The sequence below is a fragment of the Micromonospora sp. NPDC047465 genome, from assembly GCF_040643125.1.
Classification (GTDB): domain Bacteria; phylum Actinomycetota; class Actinomycetes; order Mycobacteriales; family Micromonosporaceae; genus Micromonospora.
Genome location: NZ_JBEYTP010000006.1, coordinates 14,927 through 39,260 on the forward strand (window position 1 = coordinate 14,927; position 24,334 = coordinate 39,260).

The following is a 24,334-nucleotide window of genomic DNA, read 5'->3' on the forward strand; positions in this document are numbered from 1 at the left end:
GCTCAGGGGTTCGCCGCCGCCGGCGGAGTCCCGACCAGGTCGAGCCGGTCGCCGAGGATCACCGCGCCGGCCCGGACGAGCTGCGCCAGCCGGTCCACCTCGGTGGCGTGGAACGCCGCCGCGGCCGGCGTCCCGGTGCGCTCGCGGGCCACCACCAGCACCAGGCCGGCCCGGCCGAACGGCGCGACCGCGAAGTGTCCACCGTCGGGCGCGGTCATCGCCCGGGCTCGCAGCGGGGTCACCTCGGGCAGCCGCGCCGGTACGGGTGCGCGCCAGCTCGCGTAGCCGACGGTCGCCTCCCCCGTGGTGCCGGTCCGCGCGGCCCAGTCCACGGGCACCACCGCGGCCACGGCCCAGTCGGCGGCGAGCAGCCCGGGCACGGCGTCGACCAGGGTGGCCACCCCCTCGGCGGGGTTCGCCGCGACCTGGGCCAGCAGTTCGGCGTCCTGCCCCGTGGTGGTGGGCGCGCCGATCGCCCGCCACACCCCGTCCACCCGGACCCCGGGGATCGCGGCCAGGCCGGCCAGCAGCCGCTCCACCCGCGCCGCGCCCGGCCAGACCACGGTGAAGTCGTCCACCGCCCGACCGCCGAGCCGCTCCAGGACGACCACCTGGACGATGTCCGCGCCGCACACGCCCATCGTGCGCGCCACCTGACCGAGCGTGCCCGGACGGTCCGGCAGGGTGACCCGAACTCGCAGCAACATGTCTGAACCCTCCGCTCGGCGGGCCGGCACCGCTGGCCGGCAGGCTGGGCACCAGCCTGACCCGTGGCCGTTTCGCCCCTGTTGCAGCGGCATGTCCCGAGGGTCAAATCCGACCTTGACAACCCGACGGAGCTGCCATCAACTAGTCGGATGACCGAGCCGGCCGTCGACGCGTACGGGCCGGGAGACAGCCCCGCCCCCGCCACCTCGCCCCGCGGGTTGGATCTCGACCGGCTCGCCGGCTACCTGGCGCAGCACCGGCCCGAGCTGGCCGGCGGTCCGTTGCGGGCCCGGCTGATCGCCGGCGGCAAGTCCAACCTGACCTACCTGCTGCACGCCGGCGGGCAGGAGGTCGTGCTGCGCCGCCCGCCGCTCGGGCACGTGCTGGCCACCGCGCACGACATGGCGCGCGAGCACCGGGTGATCTCCGCGCTGGCGCCGACCGACGTACCGGTGCCGCGGGCGCTGCTGCTGTGCGAGGACCCCGAGGTGATCGGCGCGCCGTTCTACCTGATGGAGCGGGTACGCGGCGAGGTGTACCGCACCCGCGCCCAGACCGACCCGCTCACCGCCGGCCAGCGGCGGGAGCTGGCGATGGCGATGATGGACACCCTCGCCGCCCTGCACGCCGTCGAGCCGGCGTCGGTGGGGCTGGGCGACTTCGGCCGGCCGGAGGGCTACCTCGCCCGGCAGGTCCGCCGCTGGTCCGGCCAGCTCGACCGCTCCCGCAGCCGGCCGCTGCCCGGCATCGAGGAGCTGCGCGACCGGCTCGCCGCCACCGCGCCGGAGGGCGCCAACGCGGGCCGGATCGTGCACGGCGACTACCGGCTGGACAACCTCCTCGCCACCGTCGACCCGGTGGCCGTCCGGGCGGTGCTCGACTGGGAGATGGCCACCCTCGGCGACCCGCTGGCCGACCTCGGGCTGCTGCTGACCTACTGGGACGTGCTCGGCGGCAGCGACGCGGCCGCCGGCAACCCGGTCGCCGACGGGCTCGGCCCGCGCGCCGGCTTCCCCACCGGGTCGGAGCTGATCGAGCGGTACGCCGGGCGCGGCGACGTCGACGTCGGGCCGCTGCACTGGCACGTCGCGCTCGGCTGCTTCAAGCTCGCGGTGATCTGCGAGGGCATCCACTACCGGCACACGCTCGGGCAGACGCTCGGCGAAGGCTTCGACCGGATCGGCGACATGGTGGCACCGCTGGTCGAGCACGGGCTGACCGCCGCCGGGGAGCGGTGATGGACTTCGCGTACGACGCCCGCACGGAAGCGCTGCGGGCCGAGCTGACCGACTTCCTGGAGCAGCACGTCCATCCCGCCGAGCCGGTGCACGCCGCGCAGGTCGCCGCCGCGGGCGACCCGTGGGCGCGGCCGCCGGTGCTGGCGGAGCTGAAGGCCGAGGCGCGCAGGCGCGGCCTGTGGAACCTCTTCCTCCCCGACCCGCGCCACGGCGCCGGGCTGACCAACCTCCAGTACGCCCCGCTGGCCGAGCTGACCGGGCGCAGCCCGCACCTCGCGCCGGAGGCGGTCAACTGCGCCGCGCCGGACACGGGCAACATGGAACTGCTCGCCGAGTTCGGCTCGCCGGAGCAGCAGGAGCGCTGGCTGCGGCCGCTGCTGGAGGGCGAGATCCGTTCGGCGTTCTGCATGACCGAGCCGGAGGTCGCCTCCTCGGACGCGACCAACATCGCCACCCGGATCATCCGGGACGGCGACCACTACGTGGTCAACGGGCGCAAGTGGTGGTCGTCGGGGGCGATGGACCCGGCCTGCGAGATCTTCGTCGTGATGGGCAAGACCGACCCGGGGGCCGACCGGCACCGCCAGCAGAGCATGATCCTGGTGCCGCGGGACACCCCCGGCGTCACGGTGCGCCGGGGCATGACCGTGTTCGGCTACAGCGACGCCCCGCACGGCGGGCACGCCGAGATCGACTTCACCGACGTCCGGGTGCCGGCGGAGAACCTGGTCGGGGCGGAGGGTTCCGGCTTCGCGATCGCCCAGGCCCGGCTCGGCCCCGGCCGGATCCACCACTGCATGCGGCTGGTCGGCATGGCGGAGCGGGCCCTGGAACTGCTCTGCCGGCGGGTGACCGAACGGGTGGCGTTCGGCCGGCCGCTGGCCGAGCAGGGCGTGGTGCGCGAGTGGATCGCCGAGTCGCGGGTGCGCATCGAGCAGGCCCGCCTGCTGGTGCTCAAGACCGCCTGGCTAATGGACACCGTGGGCAACAAGGGCGCGCACACCGAGATCCAGGCCATCAAGATCGCCACGCCGGCGATGGCCGAGTGGGTGATCGACAAGGCCATCCAGGCGTACGGCGGCGCCGGCGTCAGTCAGGACACCCCGCTGGCCGCCCTCTGGGCCCAGGCCCGCACCCTGCGCCTGGCCGACGGCCCGGACGAGGTGCACCGTGCCAGCCTCGCCAAGCGCGAACTCCGCCGCTACCCCCCTGCCCGGCCCTGACCCCACCCACCCACCGCGCTCCCCACCCCCGCTCACCTCGTTGATCATGAAGTTGTTGCCGCGACACGCCGATGTCATCGCCAACAACTTCATGATCAACGGCGCGGGCCCCCGGGGGGTGGGGGCCGGGGGTCAGGAGGTGGCGCGGTGGATGAGGGTGGTGGTCAGGAGGAGGTGGGGGGACGGGAGGATCTCGCCGCGGATGCGGGAGACCAGCAGGCGGGCCATCTGGCGGCCCATCTCCTCCACCGGCTGGAAGACCGTGGTCAGCGGCGGGTCGGACTGCCGGGCGATCGGGGCGTCGTCGAAGCCGACCACCGCCACGTCCTCCGGCACCCGCCGGCCCGCCTCGCGCAGCGCCCGCAGCGCGCCGAACGCCATCAGGTCGGAGGCGACGAAGACGGCGTCGAGGTCGGGGCGGACCTCCAGCAACCGGCGCATCCCGGCCGCCCCGCTGTCCTCGCTGAAGTCCCCGTACGCGATCAGGTCGGGGTCGACCCCGCCCCCGGCGGCCTGGACCGCCTCCTTGTAGCCGGTCAGGCGGCCCAGGCCGGCGCCCATGTCCTGCGGGCCGGCGATGGTGGCGATGCGCCGCCGCCCCCGGCCGGCCAGGTGTTCCACCGCCTGGCGGGCGCCGCCGACGTTGTCCACGTCGACGTAGTACGCGGGCTGCGCGCCGGGACGGAGCATCCGGGCCGGCCGCCCGCCCAGCACGGTGGGCAGGCCGCGCTCCTCCAGCAGGGTGGGCAGCGGGTCGGAGTCGTGCAGCGACAGCAGCAGGACCCCGTCGACGTGCTGGTTGGTCAGGTGGTGCTCGACCCGCTCCCGCTCGATCGGCGACTGCACCATGGCGAGCCAGAGCTGCAACGGGGTCTCCAGCAGCCCCGAGCTGACGCCCCGGACGATGCCGGCGAAGAACGGCTCGGTGAAGACCCGGTCGCCGGACTCGGAGACGACCAGGGCGATGGAGTCGGTGCGCTGGGTGACCAGGGCGCGGGCGGCCCGGTTCGGCACGTACCCCAGCTCGGCGATGGCCTGCTGCACCGCGGCGCGCGCCTCGGGGCTCACCTGCGGTGAGCCGTTGACCACCCGGGAGACCGTCCCGCGGCCGACGCCGGCGCGGGCGGCGACGGCGTCGAGGGTCGGGCGCCCGAGCGACCGGGTGCGCTGCGTTGTCATCGTCTGCTCCTCCGACGGCGGGCCGGCCCCGGCCCCGGGCGGGTGGTTGCCGGGCCGCCCGTTGCTGGCTGCGCCTCGCCTATTGTGCGGCCAGACCGTTGCGTCGGATCACCTCGGCGTACCACCTGGCGCTGGACTTGGGGATCCGGGCCTGGCTGTCGTAGTCGACGTAGACCATCCCGAACCGCTTGGTGTAGCCCCAGGCCCACTCGAAATTATCCATCAGCGACCAGGCGAAGTAGCCGCGCAGGGGAACGCCGGCCTCGATCGCCTCGTGCGCGGCGCGCAGGTGGGCGTCGAAGTACGCCACCCGGTCGACGTCGTCGACCCGCCCGTCGACCACCGCGTCGACGAAGGCGGAGCCGTTCTCGGTGACGTAGAGCGGCAGGTCCGTGTACTCCTCGTGAACCCGGCGCAGCGTCTCCACCAGGCCCGGGGCGTCGATCTCCCAGTCCATGTCGGTGACCGGGACGCCCCGGGTGACGAAGCGGACGTCCTCGCTGCCCGGCCAGCAGGACGGCGCCCGCCAGTACGGCTCCGGCTCGGCGCCCGCCACCGGGGCGGCGACGACGTGGCGGCTGTAGTAGTTGACGCCGACCAGGTCCAGCGGGGTGGCGATGGTCGCCAGGTCGCCCTCGCGCACGTGCCGGAAGTCGGTGACCCGGGCGAGGTCGGCCGTCAGGTCCGCCGGGTACGACCCGCGCAGCAGCGGGTCGAGGAAGAACCGGTTGGCCAGCCCGTCGATGCGCCGCGCGGCGTCGACGTCGGCGGGCGCGTCGCTGGCCGGGGTGACCGGGTAGAGGTTGACCGTCACCCCGACCTCGGCGGCCGGCCGGGCCGCGCGCAGCGCCCGCACGGCGAGGCCGTGGCCGAGCATCAGGTGGTGCCCGGCCCGGACGGCGTCCGCCCCGTCGGAGCGGCCCGGCGCGTGCACCCCGGAGCCGTAGCCGAGGAACGCCGAGCACCACGGCTCGTTCAGCGTGGTCCAGTAGCGCACCCGGTCGCCGAGCGCGTCGGCGACCAGCGTGGCGTAGTCGGCGAACCGCGCGGCCGTGTCCCGGGCCGGCCAGCCGCCCGCGTCCTCCAACGGCTGCGGCAGGTCCCAGTGGTAGAGGGTGAGCCAGGGCTCGATCCCGTGCGCCAGCAGCTCGTCGACGAGCCGCCGGTAGAAGTCCAGCCCCTCCTCGTTGGCCGGGCCGGAGCCGCCCGGCTGCACCCGGGGCCAGGAGACCGAGAACCGGTACGACCTCAGCCCCAGCTCGGCCATCAGCGCGACGTCCGGCCCCAGTCGGTGGTAGTGGTCGCAGGCCACGTCGCCGGTGTGCCCGGCGACCACCCGGCCGGGGGTGTGGCTGAAGGTGTCCCAGATCGACGGGGTCCGGCCGCCCTCGGCCGCCGCGCCCTCGATCTGGTACGCGGCGGTCGCCGCGCCCCAGAGGAAGCCGGGCGGGAAGGTCAACGGCGGGCGGTCGGCGAGGACGCCGACGGCGGGCGGGGTGGCGGGGTTGCTCACGACGTGACGGCACCTTCCATGATCCCGCGCGGTGTCGCGGGAGGACGACGGGAACCCGGGGGCCTGCGGCGCTGCCACGAGCATGTCGGGGGCCGTCGGGGGTGTCAACGAACGAATGGGAGCGTTCCCAGATCGTTACCGCGGCCGTCGCCCCGCGACTCGGAGCCGGCCGGCGGCGGGGCGTTCAGCAGAAGCGGCGCAGCAGGGTGGCGACGCGGCCGGCGTCGAAGGCGGCCGGGTCGAAGCTCTCGCCCACCCAGTCCCGCATCGACCGGTGCTCGGGGTGGCCCGGGTCGGCCAAGGCGGCCAGCAGGGCCTGGTAGCCGACCGGCCCGCCCACGTCCTCCGGCGGGCACGCCCGCTCCCCGTCCAGACAGGACGGGTAGCGCTCGTCGGGGTCGGCGGTGAAGGCGTCCTCCACCACCAGGTCGTGCTCCCACCAGTCGCCGAAGTCGTAGGTGTAGTGGAACCGGCTGCCCTTGCCGACCACCGCGTCGAGCCGGACGTCCAGCTCGTCGCGCAGGGCCAGCTCGCCGTCGGCGTCGGGCTCGCCGTACTGCCGGCCCTCGATCTCGAACGAGTGCAGGTGGCAGTCCCGCCAGCCCATGCCGTGCTGCACCACCCGGTGCACCCGGTCCAGCGTGTAGCCGCCCGGGACGAGCACCCGGCGCCAGACGGACGGCCGGACCCCGGCCAGGGAAATCTTCAGCTGGAAGATCTGACGCGGCATGTTGTCCCATCCTTCCTCGGCATAGGCTGCGAGCATGATCTGCCGAGCGTGCCGGGCGAGGCGGCACGACGACTGTCCGGGGCGGAACTGGTGCGACTGCCAGCACCGTACCCCCCGACCCACCCCTCCGGTCACCGGTCCGGCCGGCGAATGAGCGTCGGAATCCCGATTTCGGCGCTCTGGCCCGACCCGTCGGCGCAGCCGCTGGACGACGCCGCGCTCACGGCCCGCTACGGGCGCCCGGACCGCCCCCACCTGCGGGTGAACTTCGTGACGAGCGTCGACGGCGCGGTGGCCGTCGACGGTTACTCCGCCGGGCTCTCCGGCGAGCCGGACAAACGCGTCTTCGGCCTGCTGCGGATGCTCTGCGACGCCCTCGTCGTGGCCGCCGGCACCCTGCGGCACGAGGGCTACCGCGCGGTCCGGCTCGACGAGCGGCGCCGGGCGTGGCGCCGGGAGCACGGGCTGCCCGAGTACCCGACCCTGGTCGTCGTCTCCGGCTCGCTCGACCTCGACCCGGCGCAGGCCGCGTTCGCCGACGCGCCGACGCGGCCCGTCGTGCTCACCCGGTCCGACGCGGCGGCGCCGCCCGGCCTCACCGACGTCGCCGACGTGGTGCGCTGCGGCGACGACCGGGTGGACCTCGCCGCGGGCCTGGCCGAGCTGCGCCGCCGCGGCTTCGACCAGCTGCTCTGCGAGGGCGGGCCGCGGCTGTTCGGCGCGCTCACCGCCGCCGACATGGTGGACGAGGTCTGCCTCACCGTCGCCCCGCTGCTCGCCGGAGCGGGCCCGGGGCGGATCACCGCCGGGCACGCCAGCGAGGTGCGCCACCTGCCGCTGCGGCACGTGCTGGCCGCCGCCGACGGCGTCCTCATGCTCCGCTACGCCCGCGACTGAGCGTGGTCGGGCACGCACCCTGCGACGGGGTGGCGGGCCGGGTGCGTGGCGTCCGCCGCGTCGCGTGGCAACCTGTCGTACTCCTGCGGCAGGATGCACCACGTGTGCCCCGACCGCGACGACCAGCCGACCGGAGTTGCCCGATGACTGACGACGGGTTCGACGGCCCGGGCGAGGAGGTCGGCCGGGTGCTGGGCACGGCCGACGCCACCCCCCTGCAGTTCTGGACGGCGGTCTCCCCCGGCAGCTACCTCCAGCTCGACGACGTCGTGGTGACCCGCCGGGAGCTGCCCGACCGCGAGCCGGTGACGATCGCCGGGGTGGTCACCCAGGTGCGCGCCCGGCACGAGGGCGCCCAGTTCGACTCCGACGTCTTCGCCATCGCCGACGGCACGCTGCCGGCGCAGGTGCAGGAGGCCGCCGAGATCACCACCACCCGCGTCGACCCGGAGCTCTACGTGCCGCCGTCGCCCGGCGCCGTGGTGCACCGCGCCGAGGGCGACGCCCGGGCGCGGGCGCTGCACTTCGACCGGATGGAGCGGCGGATCCCGATGGGGATGGGCCGCGACGGGGTGCCGGTCTACCTCAACGCCGACTTCCTCGACGGCAGCCGGGGCGCGCACGTGTCGATCTCCGGCATCTCCGGCGTCGCCACGAAGACGAGCTTCGCCACCTTCCTGCTCTACTCGGTCTTCCGCTCCGGCGTGCTCGGCGGCGACGCCGTCAACGCCAAGGCGCTCATCTTCAACGTCAAGGGCGAGGACCTGCTCTTCCTCGACCACCCCAACACCCGGCTCGACGACGCCACCCGCGCCGCGTACGCGAAGCTCGGCCTGACCGCCGGCGCGTTCCCCGACGTGCGGGTCTACGCCCCGCCCAGGGCCGGCGACTCCTCCGGCACGCCCGACGTGAGCAGCCGGCTCACCGGGGTGGACAGCTTCTACTGGACGCTCGCCGAGTTCTGCGCCGACCGCCTGCTGCCCTACGTCTTCGCCGACGCCGACGACGAGCGCCAGCAGTACACGATGGTCGTGCACTCGGTCGCCGCCCACCTGGCCCGGCACGCCCAGCCCGCCGACGGCGGGGTGAGCATCGACGGGGTGCGGCTCGGCTCGTACGCCGACCTGGTCGACCACGTCGTCGAGCAGCTCAACGACGACGAGACCCGCTCCGACTGGGCCGGCAGCGCGGTCGGGCTGGGCACGGTCAACGCGTTCGCCCGCCGGCTGATCGGCAGCAAGAAGGACCTGTCCCGGCTGATCCGGGGCGACCTGGCCACCCGCCGCCCGCACTCGATCAACACCGCCGAGAGCGCCCAGGTCACCGTGGTCGACCTGCACAACCTGCCGGACCGCGCGCAGCGGTTCGTGGTCGGCGTGACGCTCAAGAGCGAGTTCGAGCGCAAGGAGAAGGCCGGCACCGCCAAGCCGCTGCTCTTCGTGGTGCTCGACGAGCTCAACAAGTACGCCCCCCGCGAGGGCTCCTCCCCCATCAAGGAGGTGCTGCTCGACATCGCCGAGCGGGGCCGCTCGCTCGGGGTGATCCTGGTCGGCGCCCAGCAGACGGCGAGCGAGGTGGAGCGGCGGATCGTCACCAACTCGGCGATCCGGGTGGTCGGCCGGCTCGACCCGGCCGAGGCGTCCCGCCCGGAATACGGCTTCCTGCCGCCCGCCCAGCGGCAGCGCGCGCTGCTGGCCAAGCCCGGCACGATGTTCGTCAACCAGCCCGACATCCCGGTGCCACTCTGCCTGGAGTTCCCGTTCCCGGCCTGGGCCACCCGGGTCTCCGAGGCCGGCCGGGCGCCGTCGGAGACGCTCCGGTCGATCACCCAGTCCGTCGACCCGTTCGCGGTGGTGGGCTCCGGCGGCGGCGCCAGCGACGACGACATCCCGTTCTAGGGGGAGAACCCGTGAAGATCCTGCACACCTCCGACTGGCACGTCGGCAAGGTCCTCAAGGGCCAGTCGCGGGCCGAGGAGCACAAGCAGGTCCTCGCCGGGGTGATCGACGTCGCCCGGGCCGAGCGGCCCGACCTGGTCATCGTCGCCGGCGACCTCTACGACACCGCCGCGCCGACGCCCGAGGCCACCCGCCTGGTCACCCGGGCCCTGACCGCGCTGCGCCGCACCGGCGCCGACGTGGTGGCGATCGGCGGCAACCACGACAACGGCCAGGCCCTCGACGCGCTGCGCCCCTGGGCCGAGGCGGCCGGGATCACGCTGCGCGGCGGCGTCCGGGAGAACCCGGACGAGCACGTCGTCGACGGCACCACGGCCGGCGGCGAGCGCTGGCGGCTGGCCGCGCTGCCGTTCCTCTCCCAGCGCTACGCCATCCGGGCCGTGGAGATGTACGAGCTGACCGCCGCCGAGGCCACCCAGACGTACGCCGACCACCTGGGCCGGGTGCTGGGCCGGCTGACCGAGAGCTTCACGGAGCCGGACCGGGTGCACCTGGTCACCGCCCACCTGACCGTGGTCGGCGCGACGACCGGCGGCGGCGAGCGGGACGCGCACACCGTGCTCGGCTACGCCGTGCCGGCGACCGTCTTCCCGGGCACCGCGCACTACGTGGCGCTGGGCCACCTGCACCGGTCGCAGCGGGTCCAGGGCCCCTGCCCGATCCGCTACAGCGGCAGCCCGCTCGCCGTCGACTTCGGCGAGCAGGAGAACGTGCCCTCGGTGACAATCGTCGAGGTCACCGCGACCACGGCGGCGCAGGTCCGCGAGGTGCCGGTCGTCGCGGCGGCCACGCTACGCACGGTCCGGGGCACCCTGGCCCAGCTCGCCGAGATGGACGTGCCGGACGCCTGGCTGCGGGTGTACGTGCGGGAGCAGCCCCGCGCCGGGCTGCGCGAGGAGGTGCAGGAGCTGCTGCCCCGCGCCCTGGAGATCCGCATCGACCCCGAGCTGGTGCCCGCCCCGGGCGGCGGCGCCCGGGTGGCGCAGCGGGCCGGCCGCTCGCCCCGGCAGCTCTTCGCCGACTACCTGGACAGCCGGGGGCACACCGACGACGGGGTGCGGAAGCTCTTCGACGAGCTGTTCGAGGAGGTCGGCCACTGATGCGGCCGATGCGGCTGGACATGGCGGGCTTCACCGTCTTCCGGGACGAGACGACGATCGACTTCACCGACGCCGACTTCTTCGCCCTGGTGGGGCCGACCGGCTCGGGCAAGTCGACGGTGCTGGACGCGATCTGCTTCGCCCTCTACGGCACGGTGCCCCGCTGGGGCGGCACCCGGGGGCTGGCCAACGCCCTCGCGCCGTCGGCCACCGAGGCGCGGGTGCGGCTGGTCTTCGAGTCCGGCGGGTCCCGCTATGTGGCGACCCGGGTGGTGCGCCGGGACGGGCGGGGCAACGTCAAGACGGCCAACGCCGGGTTGCAGCTCATGCCGGCCGGCTTCGACGTGACCAAGCTCGACACGGGGCTGAGCCCCGACGACCTCGGCGAGGTGGTCGCCGGCACCCCCGCCGAGATGGAGCAGGCGGTGCTGGAGGCGGTCGGGCTGCCGTACGAGCAGTTCACCAGCTGCGTGGTGCTGCCGCAGGGGCAGTTCGCGGACTTCCTGCACGCCAAGCCGGCCACCCGGCAGCAGATCCTGGTGAACCTGCTCGGTCTCGGGGTCTACGAGGAGGTGCAGAAGAAGGCGACCGCGCGGGCCGCGCAGGCCGAGGCGAAGCTGGAGGCGGTCGACCAGGCGCTGGCCGGGCTCGCCGACGTCGACGACGCCGCGCTGGCGGCGGCGACCGGGCAGGTCGACCGGATGCGGGAGCTGGTCGGGGCGGTGGCGGCGGCCGTACCGGAGCTGGCGGCGGCCCGGGAGGCGGCGCGCGAGGCGGGCGCGGCGCTGGCCGCGCTCGACGCCGACCTGGCGGTGCTGTCCGCCGTGCGCGCGCCGGACGGGGTGGCCGAGGTGGCCCGGGCGGTGGCGTCGGCGCGGGCGGGCGCGGACGAGGCGGCGACGGCGGTGTCGCTGGCCGAGGAGCGGGAGGAGAAGCTCCGCGGCGAGCTGGCCGCGGCCGGCGACGAGAGCGCGCTGCGGCTGCTGCTGCGGGCGTACACCGACCGGGAGAAGCTGGCCGGCGAGGCGGAGACGGTCCGGGCGGCGGTGGACACGGCGGCGGGCGAGCACGCGGCGGCGGTGACCGCGCTGACGCAGGCGCGGGCGGCGGCCGAGCGGGCCGAGGCCGAGTTGGAGGCCGCCTTCCGGGCCCACGAGGAGGCCAAGGCGACCGACCAGGCGGTGGCGCTGCGGGCGCACCTGCGCGACGGGGCGACCTGCCCGGTCTGCGAGCAGACGGTGGCCCGGGTGCCGGCGGTGCCGGCGGACTCGGCGGTCGCCGCCGCCACGGCGGCGGGCCGGGCGGCGCGGGCCGCCACGAAGGCCGCACAGGCGGCGGTGGCGGAGCGCGACGCCGCGGCCCGCGAGCTGGAGCGGGTGCTGGTGCGGGCGCGGGCCCGGCAGGACCAGCTGGACGCCCGGCTGGCCGAGCTGGACGGGCAGTTGGCCGGGGCGGCGGAGCCGGCGGTGCTGCGCCGCGAGCTGGACGACCACGCGCGGCTGCGCCGGGCGCTGGAGGAGTCGGCGGCGGCGGTGCGGGCCGGCCGGGAGGCGGCCCGGCGGGCCCGGGCGGCCGTGGACGCCGCCGAGGAGCGGCTGCGCGCGACCTGGCGGGCGTTCGACGCCGCCCGCGACGGGCTGGCCCGGTTCGGGCCGCCGGCGGCCGACCGCGACGACCTCGGCGCGGCGTGGGCGGCCCTCACCGGGTGGGCCGGCGCGGAGGCGGAGCGCCGCCGCGCCGAGCGGGCGGGGCGGGCCGCCGCGGTGGCGGAGGCCGAGGCGCTGGCGGCCGGCGTCGGCGAGCGCATCGCGGGCATCTTCGCCGCCGCCGGGCTGCCGGCCACCGACGATCCGGTACGCGCCGCCGACCGCGCCCTAGAGCGGGCCGAGGGCGACCTGCGCGAGCTGGAGCGCCGCCGCGAGCAGGCCGGCGGGCTGCGCGAGCAGCGGGCCGGGTACGAGCACGAGGCGCAGGTGGCCCGGGCCCTCGCGGGGCACCTGCGGGCCAACAACTTCGAGCGGTGGCTGCTGGCCGAGGCGTTGGACCTGCTGGTCGACGGCGCGTCGGGCATCCTGCGGGAGCTCTCCGGCGGGCAGTACGACCTGGTGCACGACAAGGGCGAGTTCTTCGTCGTCGACCACCACGACGCCGGGCTGCGCCGGGGCGTGCGCACCCTGTCCGGCGGCGAGACCTTCCAGGCGTCGCTGGCGCTGGCGCTGGCGTTGTCCGAGCAGCTCGCCGGCATGTCCACCACCGCGGCGAGCCTGGAGTCGATCGTGCTCGACGAGGGCTTCGGCACGCTCGACGCGGCCACCCTGGACACGGTGGCCGCCACCCTGGAGAGCCTGGCCGCCCGGGGCGACCGGATGGTCGGGGTGGTCACCCACGTGCCGGCGCTGGCCGAGCGCATCCCGGTCCGCTACGAGGTCAGCAAGGACGCCCGGTCGGCCCGCGTCGAGCGGACCGGCCGGTGAGCGGGGGCCGCCGTGGCGTCCCCCGGGCCACGACGGGAGGCTCGCCCCGGTGACCGATCCCCGGTTCTTCGTCGACGCCTGGGACCCGGCGTACGGGGCCTCGTTCGAGGCGTCCGGCGGCGGTCCCGCCGCGCCGAGCAGCGCCCAGGTCGACGCGGACGCCGAGCTGCCCGCGGTGGACTGGCGGGCCATCGGGCCCCGCCCCGGGGTACGCGCCCCCGACGTGGTGCTGCTGGTCGACGGGGTGCGCCGGATCGACGCGAGCGTGTGGACGGCGGAGGACGACGGCGCGTCCTTTCCCGGCCTGGCCGCCTCGTACGCCGCCGGCGTGGTCCGGTGCGACCTGGAGCGCGGCGCGGCGCGGCTCGCCGGCGCGAAGGTCGGCCGGGGCCTGTTCACCGCCAGCCCGTCGGCGGTGGACGTGGTCGCCGGCAGCGTCCGCTACCCGGTGCACCGGGTCAGCGGCACGGGCGAGCTGAACAAGCTCCCCGCCGCCGTGCAGGGGCCGCTGACCGCGCTGGAGGTGGAGGTCTCCGGGGCGGCCCGCACCGACGGCGACCTGCTGGTGGTGGACGGCCCGCTGCGCAACCGGCGACAGCTGCCGCGCACGCTGGGCTACATCAAGACGCAGCACAGCCAATACCTGGACGCCCGGCTGACCGCGGTGGTCACCGGGCTGGCGGCCGGCGAGCGGTCCCCGGTGTTCCGGCTCGGCACGGCATGGGGCGGCTGGTCGTGGTATTTGCGGCTGCCGGTGGCCCTCGGGGCGCCGTGGGCGGGCATCGTCCGGATGGAGTGCTCCGCCGAGCTGGGCATCGACGAGGCGGTGGAGCTGGCCGACCTGTCGCTGGTGACGCTGCCCCGGTTCGCCTCCACCCCGTACAAGGACCCGCGGGCACCGCAGAACCTCATCCCGATCGCGGGCCTGGAGCGCCGCCTGCGGGCGCTGCTCGGCGACGCGCGGCTGCTGCACCGGGTGCTCACCGCCGCCGCCCGGGCCCGCCGCTGATGGGGCGCAGGCGGGGCGCCGAGACGGTGGCCGCGGGGGTGGACACCGGGCTGGCCGAGCTGGTGCCGGATCCGGACCGGCCGGGGTCGTGGACCCTGCTGCTGGACGGCGCGCCACAGTCGCACGTGGACCTGGCCGACCCCACGCACCTGGAGTTCGAGTACGTCCGGCGGCTGGCCGCCGCGATCGACCTGGTGGCCCCGGCCGGTGCGCCGCTGCGGGTGCTGCACCTCGGCGGCGGGGCGCTGACCCTGCCCCGCTACGTGGCCGCCACCCGGCCCGGCTCCACCCAGCGGGTGGTCGAGGTGGACGGTGCGCTGGTGGAGCTGGTCCGCCGCGCCCTGCCGTGGCCGGCGGACTTCCGGCTCAAGGTGCGGGTGGCCGACGCCCGCGCGGTGCTCGCCGCCAGCCGGGACGCCGGCTACGACGTGGTGGTCGCCGACGTCTTCGCCGGCGCGCGCACCCCGGCCCACCTCACCTCGGTGGAGTACGCCGCCGAGGTGGCCCGGGTGCTGCGCCCCGACGGCTGCTACCTGGCCAACGTCGCGGACGGCCCGCCGCTGCGTCACGCGCGGGCGCAGGTCGCCACGGTCCGGTCGGTGCTGCCCCGGGCCTGCCTGGTCGGGGACGCGGCGGTGCTGCGCGGGCGGCGCTACGGCAACCTGGTGCTCGTGGCGAGCCGCGTCGAGCCGCCGGTGCCGGAGCTGACCCGGCGCGCCGCCGGGGACTGGTTCCCCGGCCGGGTGCTGGCCGGCGCGGAGCTGGACCGGTTCGCCGGCGGGGCCCCGGTGGTCCGCGACGCCGACGCCACCGACTCGACCCCGCCGCCGCCCGGAATCTTCTCCGTGCGTCGTTGATCCGTTCGCGGGGGCCCGCCGGGCGGGGACGACCGGCGTACCGGGGACGCCGCGCCCCGGCGGTGCCGCCGGTCACGGTACCGGGACGTGGCAGCATGGGCGGGTGACCGGGACCGAACCCTCCGCCCGCCGGGAGCTGCGCCCGCCGGCCGGCTACCGGCTGGCCGCGTCGGTCCGGGCGTTGACCTTCAGCGCGTACGACCCCTGCGCGCGCGTCGCGGCGGGCACCTTCTGGTGGGCCACCCGCACCCCCGACGGGCCGGCCACCCTCGCCCTGCGGCCGGCCGGCGGCGACCTGCTCGCCGAGGGCTACGGCCCGGGCGCCGACTGGGTGGTGGAGCGGGCGGACGCGGTCGCGGGGCTGCGCGACGACCTCAGCGGGTTCGCGGAGCTCGCCGCCGGCCACCCCGTGGTGGCGCGGCTGGCGGCCCAGCAGCGGGGGCTGCGGATGCCGGCCACCGGTCAGGTCTTCCCCCGGCTGCTCCGGGCGGTCCTCGAGCAGAAGGTGACCGGCAAGGAGGCGTACCGCGCGTACGCCGCGACGGTGCGGCACTTCCGCGAGGCGGCGCCCGGGCCGATGCAGCCGCTGCTGCTGCCGCCGGAGCCGGCGGCGGTGGCCGCCACCCCGTACTGGGTGTTCCACCCGTTCGGGGTGGAGCAGCGCCGGGCCGACACGCTGCGCCGCGCCGCCGCCGTCGCGGAGCGGTTGGAGCGCTGCGCGGACTCCGCCGAAGCCACCCGCCGGCTCACCGCCATCGCCGGCATCGGGCCGTGGACCGCCGCCGAGGTGGTGCGGATCGCGTACGGGGACCCGGACGCGGTCAGCGTCGGCGACTTCCACGTGCCGAACACGGTGGCCTGGGCGCTCGCGGGCGAGCCACGTGGCGACGACGCCCGGATGCTGGCGCTGCTGGAGCCGTTCCGGGGGCACCGGGGCCGGGTCTGCGTGCTGCTGGAGGCCGGGGGCGTCCAGGCCCCGAGGTACGGCCCCCGGATGCCGATCCGCTCCTTCGCCCGGTTCTGACCGGCCGCCGCCGCGCGCGCCGCCGTTCTGGCCCGCGGGGCGGTGCCGTGGACGGGCGCGGTCAGGACCGGGCGCAGAGGCGGCGCAGGGTGCGGCCGAGCCACCAGGCGTACGCGTGCTGGAAGGCCCGGCCGGCCGGGCCGGCCACCCGCATGATCCAGCGGTCCGGGCGGCTGAACGCGACCACCTCGAACCAGACGCGGCCGGCGGCGTCGCGGCTGACCACGAACGCCTCCTCGCCGCTGGCCGGGTGCCCGGGCAGCGTGCCGTACCCGAAGCCGGCCCGCCGGTCGTCGTCGACGGCCCAGACCACCTCGCAGGGCGCGGCCAGCCGCAGCGGGCCGACGCCCAGCCGGGAGACCACCCGCACCCCGGGCGCGGCTCGGTCGGCCGCCGCGTCCATCCGGATGCCGGCCGCCCGGTGCAGGCGCCAGCCGAGCACCGCCGCCCCGGCGGCGGCGAAGCAGGTGTCGGGCAGCCGCACCCGGTGCCGCACGTGCCGCCAGCCGGGCGGCAGGTCCCCGACGCGGGTGGCGCCGACGTGCGGATAGGTCAGTGCCGGCACGGCGCGCACCCCCGGGGCTCGACGGATCACCGCAAGCGTACGGGCGGCGCGGCGGGGCCGTGTGGTTGGCTGTCGGCGTGATCGAGCCGCGCATCGCCCCCGCCGACGTCCCGGACGCGGGCGAGATCCTCACGGTGCAGCGCGCCGCGTACCTCGTCGAGGCCCAGCGCTACGCCGACCCGTTCCTGCCGCCACTGACCGAAACCCTGGAGGAGGTGCGGGCCACGCTGGCGGGGCCGGCGACGGTGCTCACCGCCCGGCTCGGCCACCGGCTGGTCGGCTCGGTGCGGGCGCACGTCGACGGCGACACCGCGCACGTCGGCCGCCTCGCCGTCGCCCCCGACCAGCAGGGCCGGGGCGTCGGCGGGCGGCTGCTGCGGGCGGTCGAGGCGGCCTGCGCCGCCCGCGTGCGCCGCTTCGCGCTCTTCACCGGGGCCGACAGCGAGCAGAACCTGCGGCTGTACCACCGGCACGGCTACCGCGTGGTCGGGCACCGGCCGGACCCGAACGGCCACCGGCTGGCCCTGCTGGAGAAGGCCGTGGTCAGTCCCGCTCGCAGCGACGCCTGAGCCCGTCGGCCTCCATCCGCAGGTAGCGGCGGATCAGGTCGCCGTAGAGCCAGCCGACCGGACCGGCCAGCGGCCCGGACTGCGCGAGCACCAGCTCGACCCGGCTGCGCCCGTCGGCCAGCGGCAGCACCCGGTGCTCGGCGAGGGTGCGCACGCCGGGGCTGCGCGAGACCCAGGCGAAGGAGCGCCCCTCGGTCAGCTCGGTGACCCGCCAGACGGCCGGCCGCAGCTTCGGCTGTTCCAGCCCGGCGGTGGCGCCCACCGCGAGCGGCCCCGGCTCCCCCCGCCGGGCCCGGCGCACCGAGGGCGTCCACTCCGGCCACCGCTCGACGTCGACCAGCACCGCCCAGACCCGTCCGGGTTCGGCGGCCACCTCCGTACCGGCCTCGAACCGCATCGCGCCCCCTCCCGGGCGGCGCCCCGCGCGCCGCGCCCACCGGTGACGACGCTGCCCGCCGGATCGTGACCGCGGCATCCGCCGGCCGGTCGGTCGCCGCCGGTCCGGCCGGTCACCGCCGGGCGCGGGCGCCGCCGGGTCAGGCGGCCTCGCGCAGGTCGGCCAGCCCCAGGGGCGTACGCCGGCGCAGCAGCTCCTCCAGCTCCGCCACCGAGCCGACCTCGCCGAGCACGTCCTTGCCCCCGCCGAAGCGGGCGGGGTAGCGGCGCACGAGCCGGTAGCGGTGGCGGCCCCGGATCAGCTCGACGCTCACCCGCCACCGACCGCAGCACCCGCAGACCCACTCCGACACCCCGCGAAAGTAGCTCTGAGCTGCGGTTTTCTGATTCGCCCGGGCGGGGATGAGGGGCGCGCGGGGAGACACGCCGCCCGCCGACCGGCCGTGATCTGCCTCACGACTGTCGGTGCGGTCTGGTTGACTTGTCGCCGTGAAGCTGCCGATCAGTCCACCGGTCGAGCCGATGCTGGCCAAGAGCGTCCCGCGGATCCCCACCGCGTCCGGGATGACGTACGAGCCGAAGTGGGACGGCTTCCGGTGCATCGTGTTCCGCGACGGCGACGAGGTCGAGCTGTCCAGCCGGGGCGGCAAGTCGATGACCCGCTACTTCCCGGAGGTGGTCGAGCAGGCCCGCCGTCAGCTGCCCGAGCGGTGCGCGGTCGACGGCGAGCTGATCGTGATCCGGCGGGACGGCCCGGGCGGGCAGCCCCGGCTCGACTTCGAGCTGCTGGCCCAGCGCGTCCACCCGGCCGCCTCCCGGGTGAAGCTGCTGGCCGAGACCACGCCGGCCGACTTCGTCGCCTTCGACCTGCTCCTCCTCGACGACGAGACCCTGCTCGACCAGCCCTATCCGCAGCGGCGGGCCCGGCTGGAGGCGGCCCTGGCCGGGGTCCGCCCGCCGGTGCACGTCACCCAGGTCACCACCGACGTCGACACCGCCCACCGCTGGTTCGACGTCTTCGAGGGCGCCGGCCTGGACGGCCTGATCGCCAAGCCGGCCGACCTGCCCTACGAGCCGGGCAAGCGGCTCATGTTCAAGGTCAAGCACGCCCGCACCGCCGACGTGGTGGTGGCCGGGTTCCGGTGGCACAAGTCGGGCCCGGTGGTCGGCTCGCTCCTGCTCGGGCTCTACGACGACGCGGGCGTCCTGCACCACGTCGGGGTGAGCGCCTCGTTCACCATGGCCCGCCGCGCCGAGCTGCTGGAGGAGCTGGAGCCCTACCGGGACGCCGGCGCCGACCACCCGTGGGTGCACGGCGACCACGAGCGCGGCCAGCGCCTGCCCGGCGGGGTCAGCCGCTGGACCGGCACCCGCAACCTCGAGTGGGAGCCGCTCCGCCCCGAGCTGGTGGTCGAGGTCGGCTACGACGCGATGGAGGGCGACCGGTTCCGGCACACCGCCCGTTTCGTCCGGTGGCGGCCCGACCGCGAGCCCGGCTCCTGCCGCTACGACCAGCTCGACCGGCCGGTCCGGTTCGATGTGGACCAGGTGCTCCGCGGCGACCCGACGGTGACCGTGGGCTCCGGGGCGGGCCCGGCGTAGCCTGGCCGTCGAAATCGATCACGGAGGCCCGCTCGTGACCCGCACTTCCGCCCGGATCCGCCGGTTCCGGCTCACCCTGGCCGGCCTGGCCGCCGCCGCGCTGCTCGCCGCCGGCTGCACCCTCCCGGCGTTCGCCCCCCGGACGGACGTCGAGGGCGAGGCCGCCGCGCCGGGCGCCGCGCCGACCTGGCGGCCCTGCCCGGAGGTGGCCGAGGAGTTGGTCGGGCGGAGCGCGCCGAACATGCGCTACGAGTGCGCGCGGATCAAGGTGCCGCGTGACTGGGGCATGGGCGGCGCGGCCGGCACCGGCCCGGGCGCCGGGCAGACCTTCGAGATCGCGCTGCTGCGCGCCCGGTCGACGAAGCAGCGCGAGCGGATCGGCTCGCTGGTCGTCAACCCGGGCGGGCCGGGCGGATCCGGGGTGGACACGGCGGTCTACCTCTCCTACGGGCCGGCGTTCGGCGGCCTGCCCGCCTCGATCACCGACCGGTTCGACATCGTCGGCTTCGACCCTCGCGGGGTGTCCCGCTCCAGCCCGGTGAAGTGCATTCCGGACGCCGACCTGGACGCGAGCTTCGGCTACGACCCCGACCCGCGCAGCCAGGAGTCCTTCGACGGGTTCGTGGCGCTCAACCAGCGGATCGGGCGCGGCTGCGGCGACCGCTACGGCGACCAGCTGCCGCTCTACGGCACCGAGCAGGCCGCCCGGGACATGGACGCGGTCCGCGCGGCCGTCGGCGACGACAGGCTGACCTACCTCGGCTACTCCTACGGCACCCTGCTCGGCGCCACCTACGCGCAGCTCTACCCACAGCACGTCCGGGCGATGGTGCTCGACGGCGCGATCGACCCGAGGCAGGGTCTGGTCGCCGGCTCGGAGAGCCAGGCCAAGGGCTTCGAACGGGCCTTCGACAACTTCACCCGGTGGTGCGCCGCCAACGCCGGCCGCTGCCCGATCGCCCCGGACGCCCGGGCGGCGGTCACCTCGGCGATCGACAAGGCCCGGGTGTCCCCGGTGCGCGGCGACGACGGCCGGGAGGCCACCCCGGGCTGGGTCTTCTACGCGATCATCTCCTCGCTCTACACGGAGCAGGGGTGGCAGGAGTTGGCCCGCGCCATCGACGAGCTGGAGGGCGGCGACCCGACGGACGTGTTCCGCCTCGCCGACGCGTACGCCGACCGGGACTCCGACGGGCACTACTCGAACCTGTTCGACGCCAACCTGGCCGTCAACTGCGCCGACGAGGAGGAGAAGCCGACCCGGGAGCGGATCCGCCAGCTCCAGTCGCAGTGGCGGGCGAAGTACCCGCTGTTCGGCCCGTCGCTGGCCGTCGGCATGCTCTCCTGCACCGAGTGGCCGGGCGGCCGCGACCCGTACCCGACCGGGCGGGCCGACGGGGCGCCGCCGATCCTGGTGGTGGGCACCACCGGCGACCCAGCGACGCCCTACGAGCAGACCGGCGAGCTGGCCGAGATGCTCGGCGTCGGCCGGGTGCTCACCTGGGAGGGCGAGGGGCACACCGCCTACCCGCAGACCTCCTGCATCACGGAGGCGGTCGACGCCTACTTGACCGACCTGACCGTGCCCAGAGAGGGGCTGCGCTGCCCGGCCCGCTGACCGGCCGCTCTGGCGGCAGGTCGGGCAGCTCGATGCCCTGCCGCGCGGCGATCTCCTCCAGCAGCGCCCGCATCCGCCGGACGTCGGCCTTGAGTTCCTCCTGCTCGTCGTGCTCGAAGGCGTCGTCGTCGACGATCAGCTGGCTGGCGAAGTGCGCGGTGATCAACGGGATGACCAGCAGCACCATGGTCGAGATGAGCAGCGCGGCGAGGGCCCGGCCCTGCCAGCTGACCGGTGAGATGTCGCCGTACCCGACGGTGGACGCGGTCACCACCGCCCACCAGACCGCGTCCGCCGCCGTTCGGTTCTCCACCTGGCCGTAGATGACGCCGGCCACCACGATCATCAGCAGGTAGGAGATGATCAACGTCCGGGGCGAGTTGGCGAACCAGACCAGCGCCCGGTAGATCCACCGGAACGGCAGCAGCAGGACGTCCATGAGCCATCATGCTGCCCGGTGCCGGCAAGCGCCGCCCCCGCATCGCCCCACATCGTTGTGTCACGCTGGCGGCATGAGCGACGTGACCTTCCGGGAGGCGGTCCGGGCCGACCTGCCCGCCGTGCTGGCCCTGCTCGCCGACGACATGCTCGGGAAGTCCCGGGACTTCACGGAGGTCGACGACGCGTACGAGAGGGCGTTCGCCGACATCGCCGCCGATCCGCGCAACCAGCTGATCGTGGCCGACGCGGACGGTGAGGTGGTCGGCTGCATGCAGCTCACCTACATCCCCGGGCTCGGCCGGCACGGCGCGGAGCGGCAGCTCGTCGAGGCCGTCCGCGTCCGCTCGGACCGGCGCGGGCGGGGCCTCGGCCGGCAGATGATGACCTGGGCCGTCGACCAGGCGAGGCAGCGCGGCTGCGCCCTGGTGCAGCTCACCACCGACAAGACCCGCCACGACGCCCACCGCTTCTACCTCAGCCTCGGCTTCGTGGCCAGCCACGAGGGCATGAAGCTTCCGCTCTGACCTCGGGGCCCGGCCCGCCGCCCCCGCCTTCCGCGAGCCGCACGGTGGCCCGGGACCGGGGGACGCTCCCCCGCGTCGGGGAGCCGGTTCACCCACCGGCGGGGTGGCGGGCCGTCCTCGGCCGGCGAGGCTGGAGCAGCAGCCGCCGAGGAACGGAGTCTGTCATGAGCACCGCAACCGCCATCGCCCCGTCGGGTCACGCCCGGGACGGACGATCGGCACCGCGGTGGGCGGTGCGGACCGCCCACCTGATTCCCCTGGTCACCCTCCCGTCGGGGCTGTGGCGCATCGCACTGGTGGCCGGCGTCCCGATCGGCGCGTTCGCGAACGGCGAGCCGGTCCGGGTCGGCGGTTGGGAGGCCGTCTACATCCTGTCGCTGAGCGTGGTCCAGGAGGCGCTGGCGCTGCTCTCGATCGGACTCGTCCGGCAGTGGGGCGAGATCTTCCCACGCTGGCTGCCGCTGGTCGGCGGTCGGCGGGTGCCGCCGCCGTTCGCCGAGACCGCGGCCACCGCGGGCGGCGTCGCGCTCATCCTGATCTGGGGGTACGCCGCGATTGGCGGGCTCCCGCGCGGCGGCGACTTCGGCTTCTCCCCTGGCGGGGCGGCGTTGCTGTTGGCCTGCTACCTCCCGCTGCTGCTCTGGGGTCCGCTGCTGCTCGCGCTCACCGTGGCCTACCACCGGCGTCGCTGCCGGGACTGAGTGCGCGCCGCGCTCGACGAGCCGGCCACCGGCCCCGACCCGCGCGGCCCGGGCGCCTCGTTCGCCCCGGTCGCCGGCGCCCGGGGGTCCGCACCGCACGTCGGTGCGGACCCGCCCCGGTCAGCCGTCGACCAGGCGGCCGTCGCGGAGGGTGAGGACGCGGTCGGCGAGGTCGATCAGGGCCGGGTCGTGGGTGGCGACCAGCGCGGTCATGCCCCGAGCGTGCACGACCGCCCGGATCAGGTCCATGATCGAGCGGCCGGTCTCCGAGTCGAGCTGGCCCGTGGGCTCGTCGGCGATCAGCAGGTCGGGCTCGTTGGCCAGGGCCCGGGCCACCGCCACCCGCTGCTGCTGCCCGCCCGACAGCTCGTACGGCCGCTGCGCGGCGTGCCCGCCCAGGCCGACCAGCTCCAGCAGCACCGCCACCCGATCCTCCCGCTCGGCCGCCGGCACCCGCGCCAGCCGCAGCGGCACACCGACGTTCTCGGCGGCGGAGAGGATCGGCACCAGCCCGAAGGTCTGGAACACGAAGCCGACGATGCCCCGGCGCAGCTCCAGCAGCTCCCGCTCGCCGACCCCGGTCACGTCGTGCCCCGCCACCACCACCTGGCCCGAGTCGGGCCGGTCCAGCCCGCCGACGAGGTTCAGCAGGGTGGTCTTGCCCGCCCCGGAGCGTCCCCGTACGGCTACCAGCTCGCCCCGCCCGGCGGAGAAGGACACCTCCCGCACGGCGTGCACCGCGTGCTCGCCGCGGCCGAACGTGCGGCTGACCTCCGTCACCCGGACCACCTCGTCGGTGACCGCGACGCCCGCCACGCTTGCGCCGGGCCGCCCGTCCGCGACGTCCCCGGAGCGCCCGTCCGTCACCGTCCCGCCGGAGCGCCCGTCGACCGTCGCCCCGTCGTACCGGCCGTCCGCCATCACGTCCCGCTCGCTCATGATCCCGCCCCGCTGCGCTCGGCGCGGCCGACCGGCTCGGCCACGCGGTACCGACTGATTCCTGGCCCGCTCACTGCGTCGCCTCCCGCTCGTCCCGCGCCCGGTCGCCCGGCCGCACCTCCACGTGGTCCGGCTCCAGGTTGAGCCGCACCCGGTCCCGCAGCGACAGGGCGTCGACGAAGGACGCCGGCAGCTGCATCCGGCCGGTGCGGTCGAGCACGGCGTACTCCTCGCTGACCAGCTCGGTGCTGCCGTCCGCGCCGATCCGAGCGGTCCGGCGTACCTCGGAGGCGGTCCGGCCGTCGCGGATCGCGACGGTCCGGCGGACCTGGGTGGCCACGGCGTGGTCGTGGGTGACCACCACGATGGTGACGCCGAGTTCGGCGTTGATGGTGCGCAGCGCCCCGAACACCTCGGCGCCGGTCGCCTCGTCCAGCTCACCGGTCGGCTCGTCGGCGAAGAGCACCTCGGGGTCGTTGGCGACCGCCACCGCCACCGCGCAGCGCTGCTGCTCGCCGCCGCTGAGCTGCCCCGGCCGCCGGTCGGCGCAGTGGCCCACGCCGACCAGGTCGAGCAGTTCCCGCGCCCGCTCGCGGTTGGCCCGCCGGCCGCCCCGCCGGCCGGCCAGCCGCATCGGCAGCTCGACGTTCTCCAGCGCGGTCAGGTACGGCAGCAGGTTGCGGCCGGTCTGCTGCCAGACGAACCCCACCATGTCACGCCGGTAGCTCAGTCTCCGCCGTGCGGAGAGGTTGAGCAGGTCGTAGTCGCCCACGCGGGCGATGCCGGCGGTGGGGGTGTCCAGCCCGGAGAGGACGTTCAGCAGGGTCGACTTGCCGGAACCGGAGGCGCCCACGATCGCCACCAGTTCGCCCCGGTCGATGACCAGGTCGAGCCCCTGCAGCGCGACCACCTCCACCCCCTCGGTCTTGAAGATCCGGACCAGCCCGTCGCAGACGATGTGCCCGCGCAACAGGTCCCGGCCACCGGCCCGCTCCGCCGCACGCTCGGCGGCCCGCTGTTGCAGGGCGGCCAGGTCCGGCACGGCGGTGGTCTCCGCGGTAGCGGTCAT

24 protein-coding genes are annotated in these 24,334 nt (G+C 75.8%); 14 read left to right on the top strand and 10 right to left on the bottom strand.

All coding sequences use genetic code 11. From position 1 onward, the window contains the following. Positions 1-2: 2 nt before the first annotated feature. Positions 3-707, bottom strand: coding sequence for an amino acid-binding protein (locus ABZ793_RS08245; protein ID WP_357453796.1), 705 nt, complete (start codon positions 705-707; stop codon positions 3-5). 150 nt (positions 708-857) lie between these two features. Between ABZ793_RS08245 and ABZ793_RS08250 the strand changes: the two genes are divergently transcribed. Together ABZ793_RS08250 and ABZ793_RS08255 are read left to right on the top strand one after the other, a co-directional pair. Next, positions 858-1,946 (top strand): phosphotransferase family protein, encoded by a 1,089-nt coding sequence (locus ABZ793_RS08250; RefSeq protein WP_357453799.1) that lies wholly within the window; start codon positions 858-860, stop codon positions 1,944-1,946. Next, the gene (locus tag ABZ793_RS08255) at positions 1,946-3,169 is read left to right on the top strand and encodes an acyl-CoA dehydrogenase family protein (protein ID WP_357453802.1); all 1,224 of its coding nucleotides are present in this window, start codon (positions 1,946-1,948) and stop codon (positions 3,167-3,169) included. The genes ABZ793_RS08250 and ABZ793_RS08255 overlap by 1 nt, the downstream gene beginning before the upstream one ends. Before the next feature lie 132 nt (positions 3,170-3,301). Here the strand turns inward: ABZ793_RS08255 and ABZ793_RS08260 are convergent, their stop codons facing one another. The 3 genes from ABZ793_RS08260 to ABZ793_RS08270 form a co-directional block, all read right to left on the bottom strand. Then, positions 3,302-4,348, bottom strand: a complete 1,047-nt coding sequence (locus ABZ793_RS08260; RefSeq protein ID WP_357453805.1) for a LacI family DNA-binding transcriptional regulator — start codon at positions 4,346-4,348, stop codon at positions 3,302-3,304. Between the two features lie 79 nt (positions 4,349-4,427). Beyond that, positions 4,428-5,861, bottom strand: a complete 1,434-nt coding sequence (locus ABZ793_RS08265) for a GH1 family beta-glucosidase (protein WP_357453808.1) — start codon at positions 5,859-5,861, stop codon at positions 4,428-4,430. 184 nt (positions 5,862-6,045) lie between these two features. After that, positions 6,046-6,591 carry a plasmid pRiA4b ORF-3 family protein gene (locus ABZ793_RS08270; protein WP_357453811.1) on the bottom strand — a complete coding sequence of 182 codons (546 nt, stop codon included), beginning with the start codon at positions 6,589-6,591 and terminating at the stop codon, positions 6,046-6,048. A 150-nt stretch (positions 6,592-6,741) separates the two neighbouring features. Here ABZ793_RS08270 and ABZ793_RS08275 point away from each other — a divergent pair, with 150 nt between their 5' ends. The 7 genes from ABZ793_RS08275 to ABZ793_RS08305 all read left to right on the top strand — a co-directional run bounded on the left by ABZ793_RS08275 (position 6,742) and on the right by ABZ793_RS08305 (position 15,910). Next, positions 6,742-7,488 carry a pyrimidine reductase family protein gene (locus ABZ793_RS08275; protein WP_357453814.1) on the top strand — a complete coding sequence of 249 codons (747 nt, stop codon included), beginning with the start codon at positions 6,742-6,744 and terminating at the stop codon, positions 7,486-7,488. Positions 7,489-7,631: 143 nt separating this feature from the next. After that, a complete protein-coding gene (locus ABZ793_RS08280; protein WP_357453817.1) occupies positions 7,632-9,386 on the top strand; it encodes an ATP-binding protein in 1,755 nt (584 codons plus the stop codon). An 11-nt stretch (positions 9,387-9,397) separates the two neighbouring features. Beyond that, entirely contained in the window at positions 9,398-10,546 is a 1,149-nt protein-coding gene (locus tag ABZ793_RS08285) for an exonuclease SbcCD subunit D (RefSeq protein ID WP_357453820.1), read from the top strand. Beyond that, positions 10,546-13,020, top strand: a complete 2,475-nt coding sequence (locus ABZ793_RS08290) for an SMC family ATPase (RefSeq protein ID WP_357453823.1) — start codon at positions 10,546-10,548, stop codon at positions 13,018-13,020. The genes ABZ793_RS08285 and ABZ793_RS08290 overlap by 1 nt, the downstream gene beginning before the upstream one ends. Positions 13,021-13,069: 49 nt before the next feature. Further along, positions 13,070-14,029, top strand: coding sequence for a hypothetical protein (locus ABZ793_RS08295; RefSeq protein ID WP_350711640.1), 960 nt, complete (start codon positions 13,070-13,072; stop codon positions 14,027-14,029). After that, the gene (locus ABZ793_RS08300) at positions 14,029-14,886 is read left to right on the top strand and encodes a fused MFS/spermidine synthase (RefSeq protein WP_357453827.1); all 858 of its coding nucleotides are present in this window, start codon (positions 14,029-14,031) and stop codon (positions 14,884-14,886) included. The genes ABZ793_RS08295 and ABZ793_RS08300 overlap by 1 nt, the downstream gene beginning before the upstream one ends. A gap of 103 nt (positions 14,887-14,989) precedes the next feature. After that, entirely contained in the window at positions 14,990-15,910 is a 921-nt protein-coding gene (locus tag ABZ793_RS08305; RefSeq protein ID WP_357453830.1) for a DNA-3-methyladenine glycosylase 2 family protein, read from the top strand. A 61-nt stretch (positions 15,911-15,971) separates the two neighbouring features. Here ABZ793_RS08305 and ABZ793_RS08310 read toward each other — a convergent pair whose 3' ends face one another. Further along, a complete protein-coding gene (locus ABZ793_RS08310) occupies positions 15,972-16,475 on the bottom strand; it encodes a DUF1990 domain-containing protein (RefSeq protein ID WP_357453833.1) in 504 nt (167 codons plus the stop codon). A gap of 77 nt (positions 16,476-16,552) precedes the next feature. Between ABZ793_RS08310 and ABZ793_RS08315 the strand changes: the two genes are divergently transcribed. Beyond that, a complete protein-coding gene (locus ABZ793_RS08315; RefSeq protein ID WP_357453836.1) occupies positions 16,553-17,044 on the top strand; it encodes a GNAT family N-acetyltransferase in 492 nt (163 codons plus the stop codon). On the opposite strand, the gene ABZ793_RS08320 is transcribed toward ABZ793_RS08315, so the two are convergent. Both ABZ793_RS08320 and ABZ793_RS08325 read right to left on the bottom strand, forming a co-directional pair. Further along, on the bottom strand, positions 17,019-17,441 hold the full coding sequence (locus ABZ793_RS08320) for an SRPBCC family protein (RefSeq protein ID WP_357453839.1): 423 nt from the start codon (positions 17,439-17,441) through the stop codon (positions 17,019-17,021). The two genes, ABZ793_RS08315 and ABZ793_RS08320, sit on opposite strands and share 26 nt — an antisense overlap. A 139-nt stretch (positions 17,442-17,580) precedes the next feature. After that, complete coding sequence (locus tag ABZ793_RS08325) at positions 17,581-17,793, bottom strand: hypothetical protein (protein WP_357453842.1); 213 nt, start codon at positions 17,791-17,793, stop codon at positions 17,581-17,583. Positions 17,794-17,929: 136 nt separating this feature from the next. On the opposite strand from ABZ793_RS08325, the gene ABZ793_RS08330 reads away from it, so the two are divergent. Both ABZ793_RS08330 and ABZ793_RS08335 read left to right on the top strand, forming a co-directional pair. Next, on the top strand, positions 17,930-19,042 hold the full coding sequence (locus ABZ793_RS08330; RefSeq protein ID WP_357453845.1) for an ATP-dependent DNA ligase: 1,113 nt from the start codon (positions 17,930-17,932) through the stop codon (positions 19,040-19,042). Positions 19,043-19,097: 55 nt separating this feature from the next. After that, the gene (locus tag ABZ793_RS08335) at positions 19,098-20,660 is read left to right on the top strand and encodes an alpha/beta hydrolase (protein ID WP_357454262.1); all 1,563 of its coding nucleotides are present in this window, start codon (positions 19,098-19,100) and stop codon (positions 20,658-20,660) included. Here the strand turns inward: ABZ793_RS08335 and ABZ793_RS08340 are convergent. Continuing rightward, on the bottom strand, positions 20,587-21,099 hold the full coding sequence (locus ABZ793_RS08340) for a potassium channel family protein (RefSeq protein ID WP_357453849.1): 513 nt from the start codon (positions 21,097-21,099) through the stop codon (positions 20,587-20,589). The genes ABZ793_RS08335 and ABZ793_RS08340 overlap by 74 nt on opposite strands. Before the next feature lie 73 nt (positions 21,100-21,172). On the opposite strand from ABZ793_RS08340, the gene ABZ793_RS08345 reads away from it, so the two are divergent. Together ABZ793_RS08345 and ABZ793_RS08350 are read left to right on the top strand one after the other, a co-directional pair. After that, positions 21,173-21,625, top strand: a complete 453-nt coding sequence (locus tag ABZ793_RS08345; protein WP_357453852.1) for a GNAT family N-acetyltransferase — start codon at positions 21,173-21,175, stop codon at positions 21,623-21,625. A gap of 164 nt (positions 21,626-21,789) precedes the next feature. Then, positions 21,790-22,326, top strand: coding sequence for a hypothetical protein (locus tag ABZ793_RS08350; protein ID WP_357453855.1), 537 nt, complete (start codon positions 21,790-21,792; stop codon positions 22,324-22,326). Between the two features lie 120 nt (positions 22,327-22,446). On the opposite strand, the gene ABZ793_RS08355 is transcribed toward ABZ793_RS08350, so the two are convergent. Next, positions 22,447-23,265, bottom strand: a complete 819-nt coding sequence (locus tag ABZ793_RS08355; RefSeq protein ID WP_357453858.1) for an ABC transporter ATP-binding protein — start codon at positions 23,263-23,265, stop codon at positions 22,447-22,449. A 70-nt stretch (positions 23,266-23,335) separates the two neighbouring features. Continuing rightward, the gene (locus ABZ793_RS08360) at positions 23,336-24,334 is read right to left on the bottom strand and encodes an ABC transporter ATP-binding protein (protein WP_357453861.1); all 999 of its coding nucleotides are present in this window, start codon (positions 24,332-24,334) and stop codon (positions 23,336-23,338) included.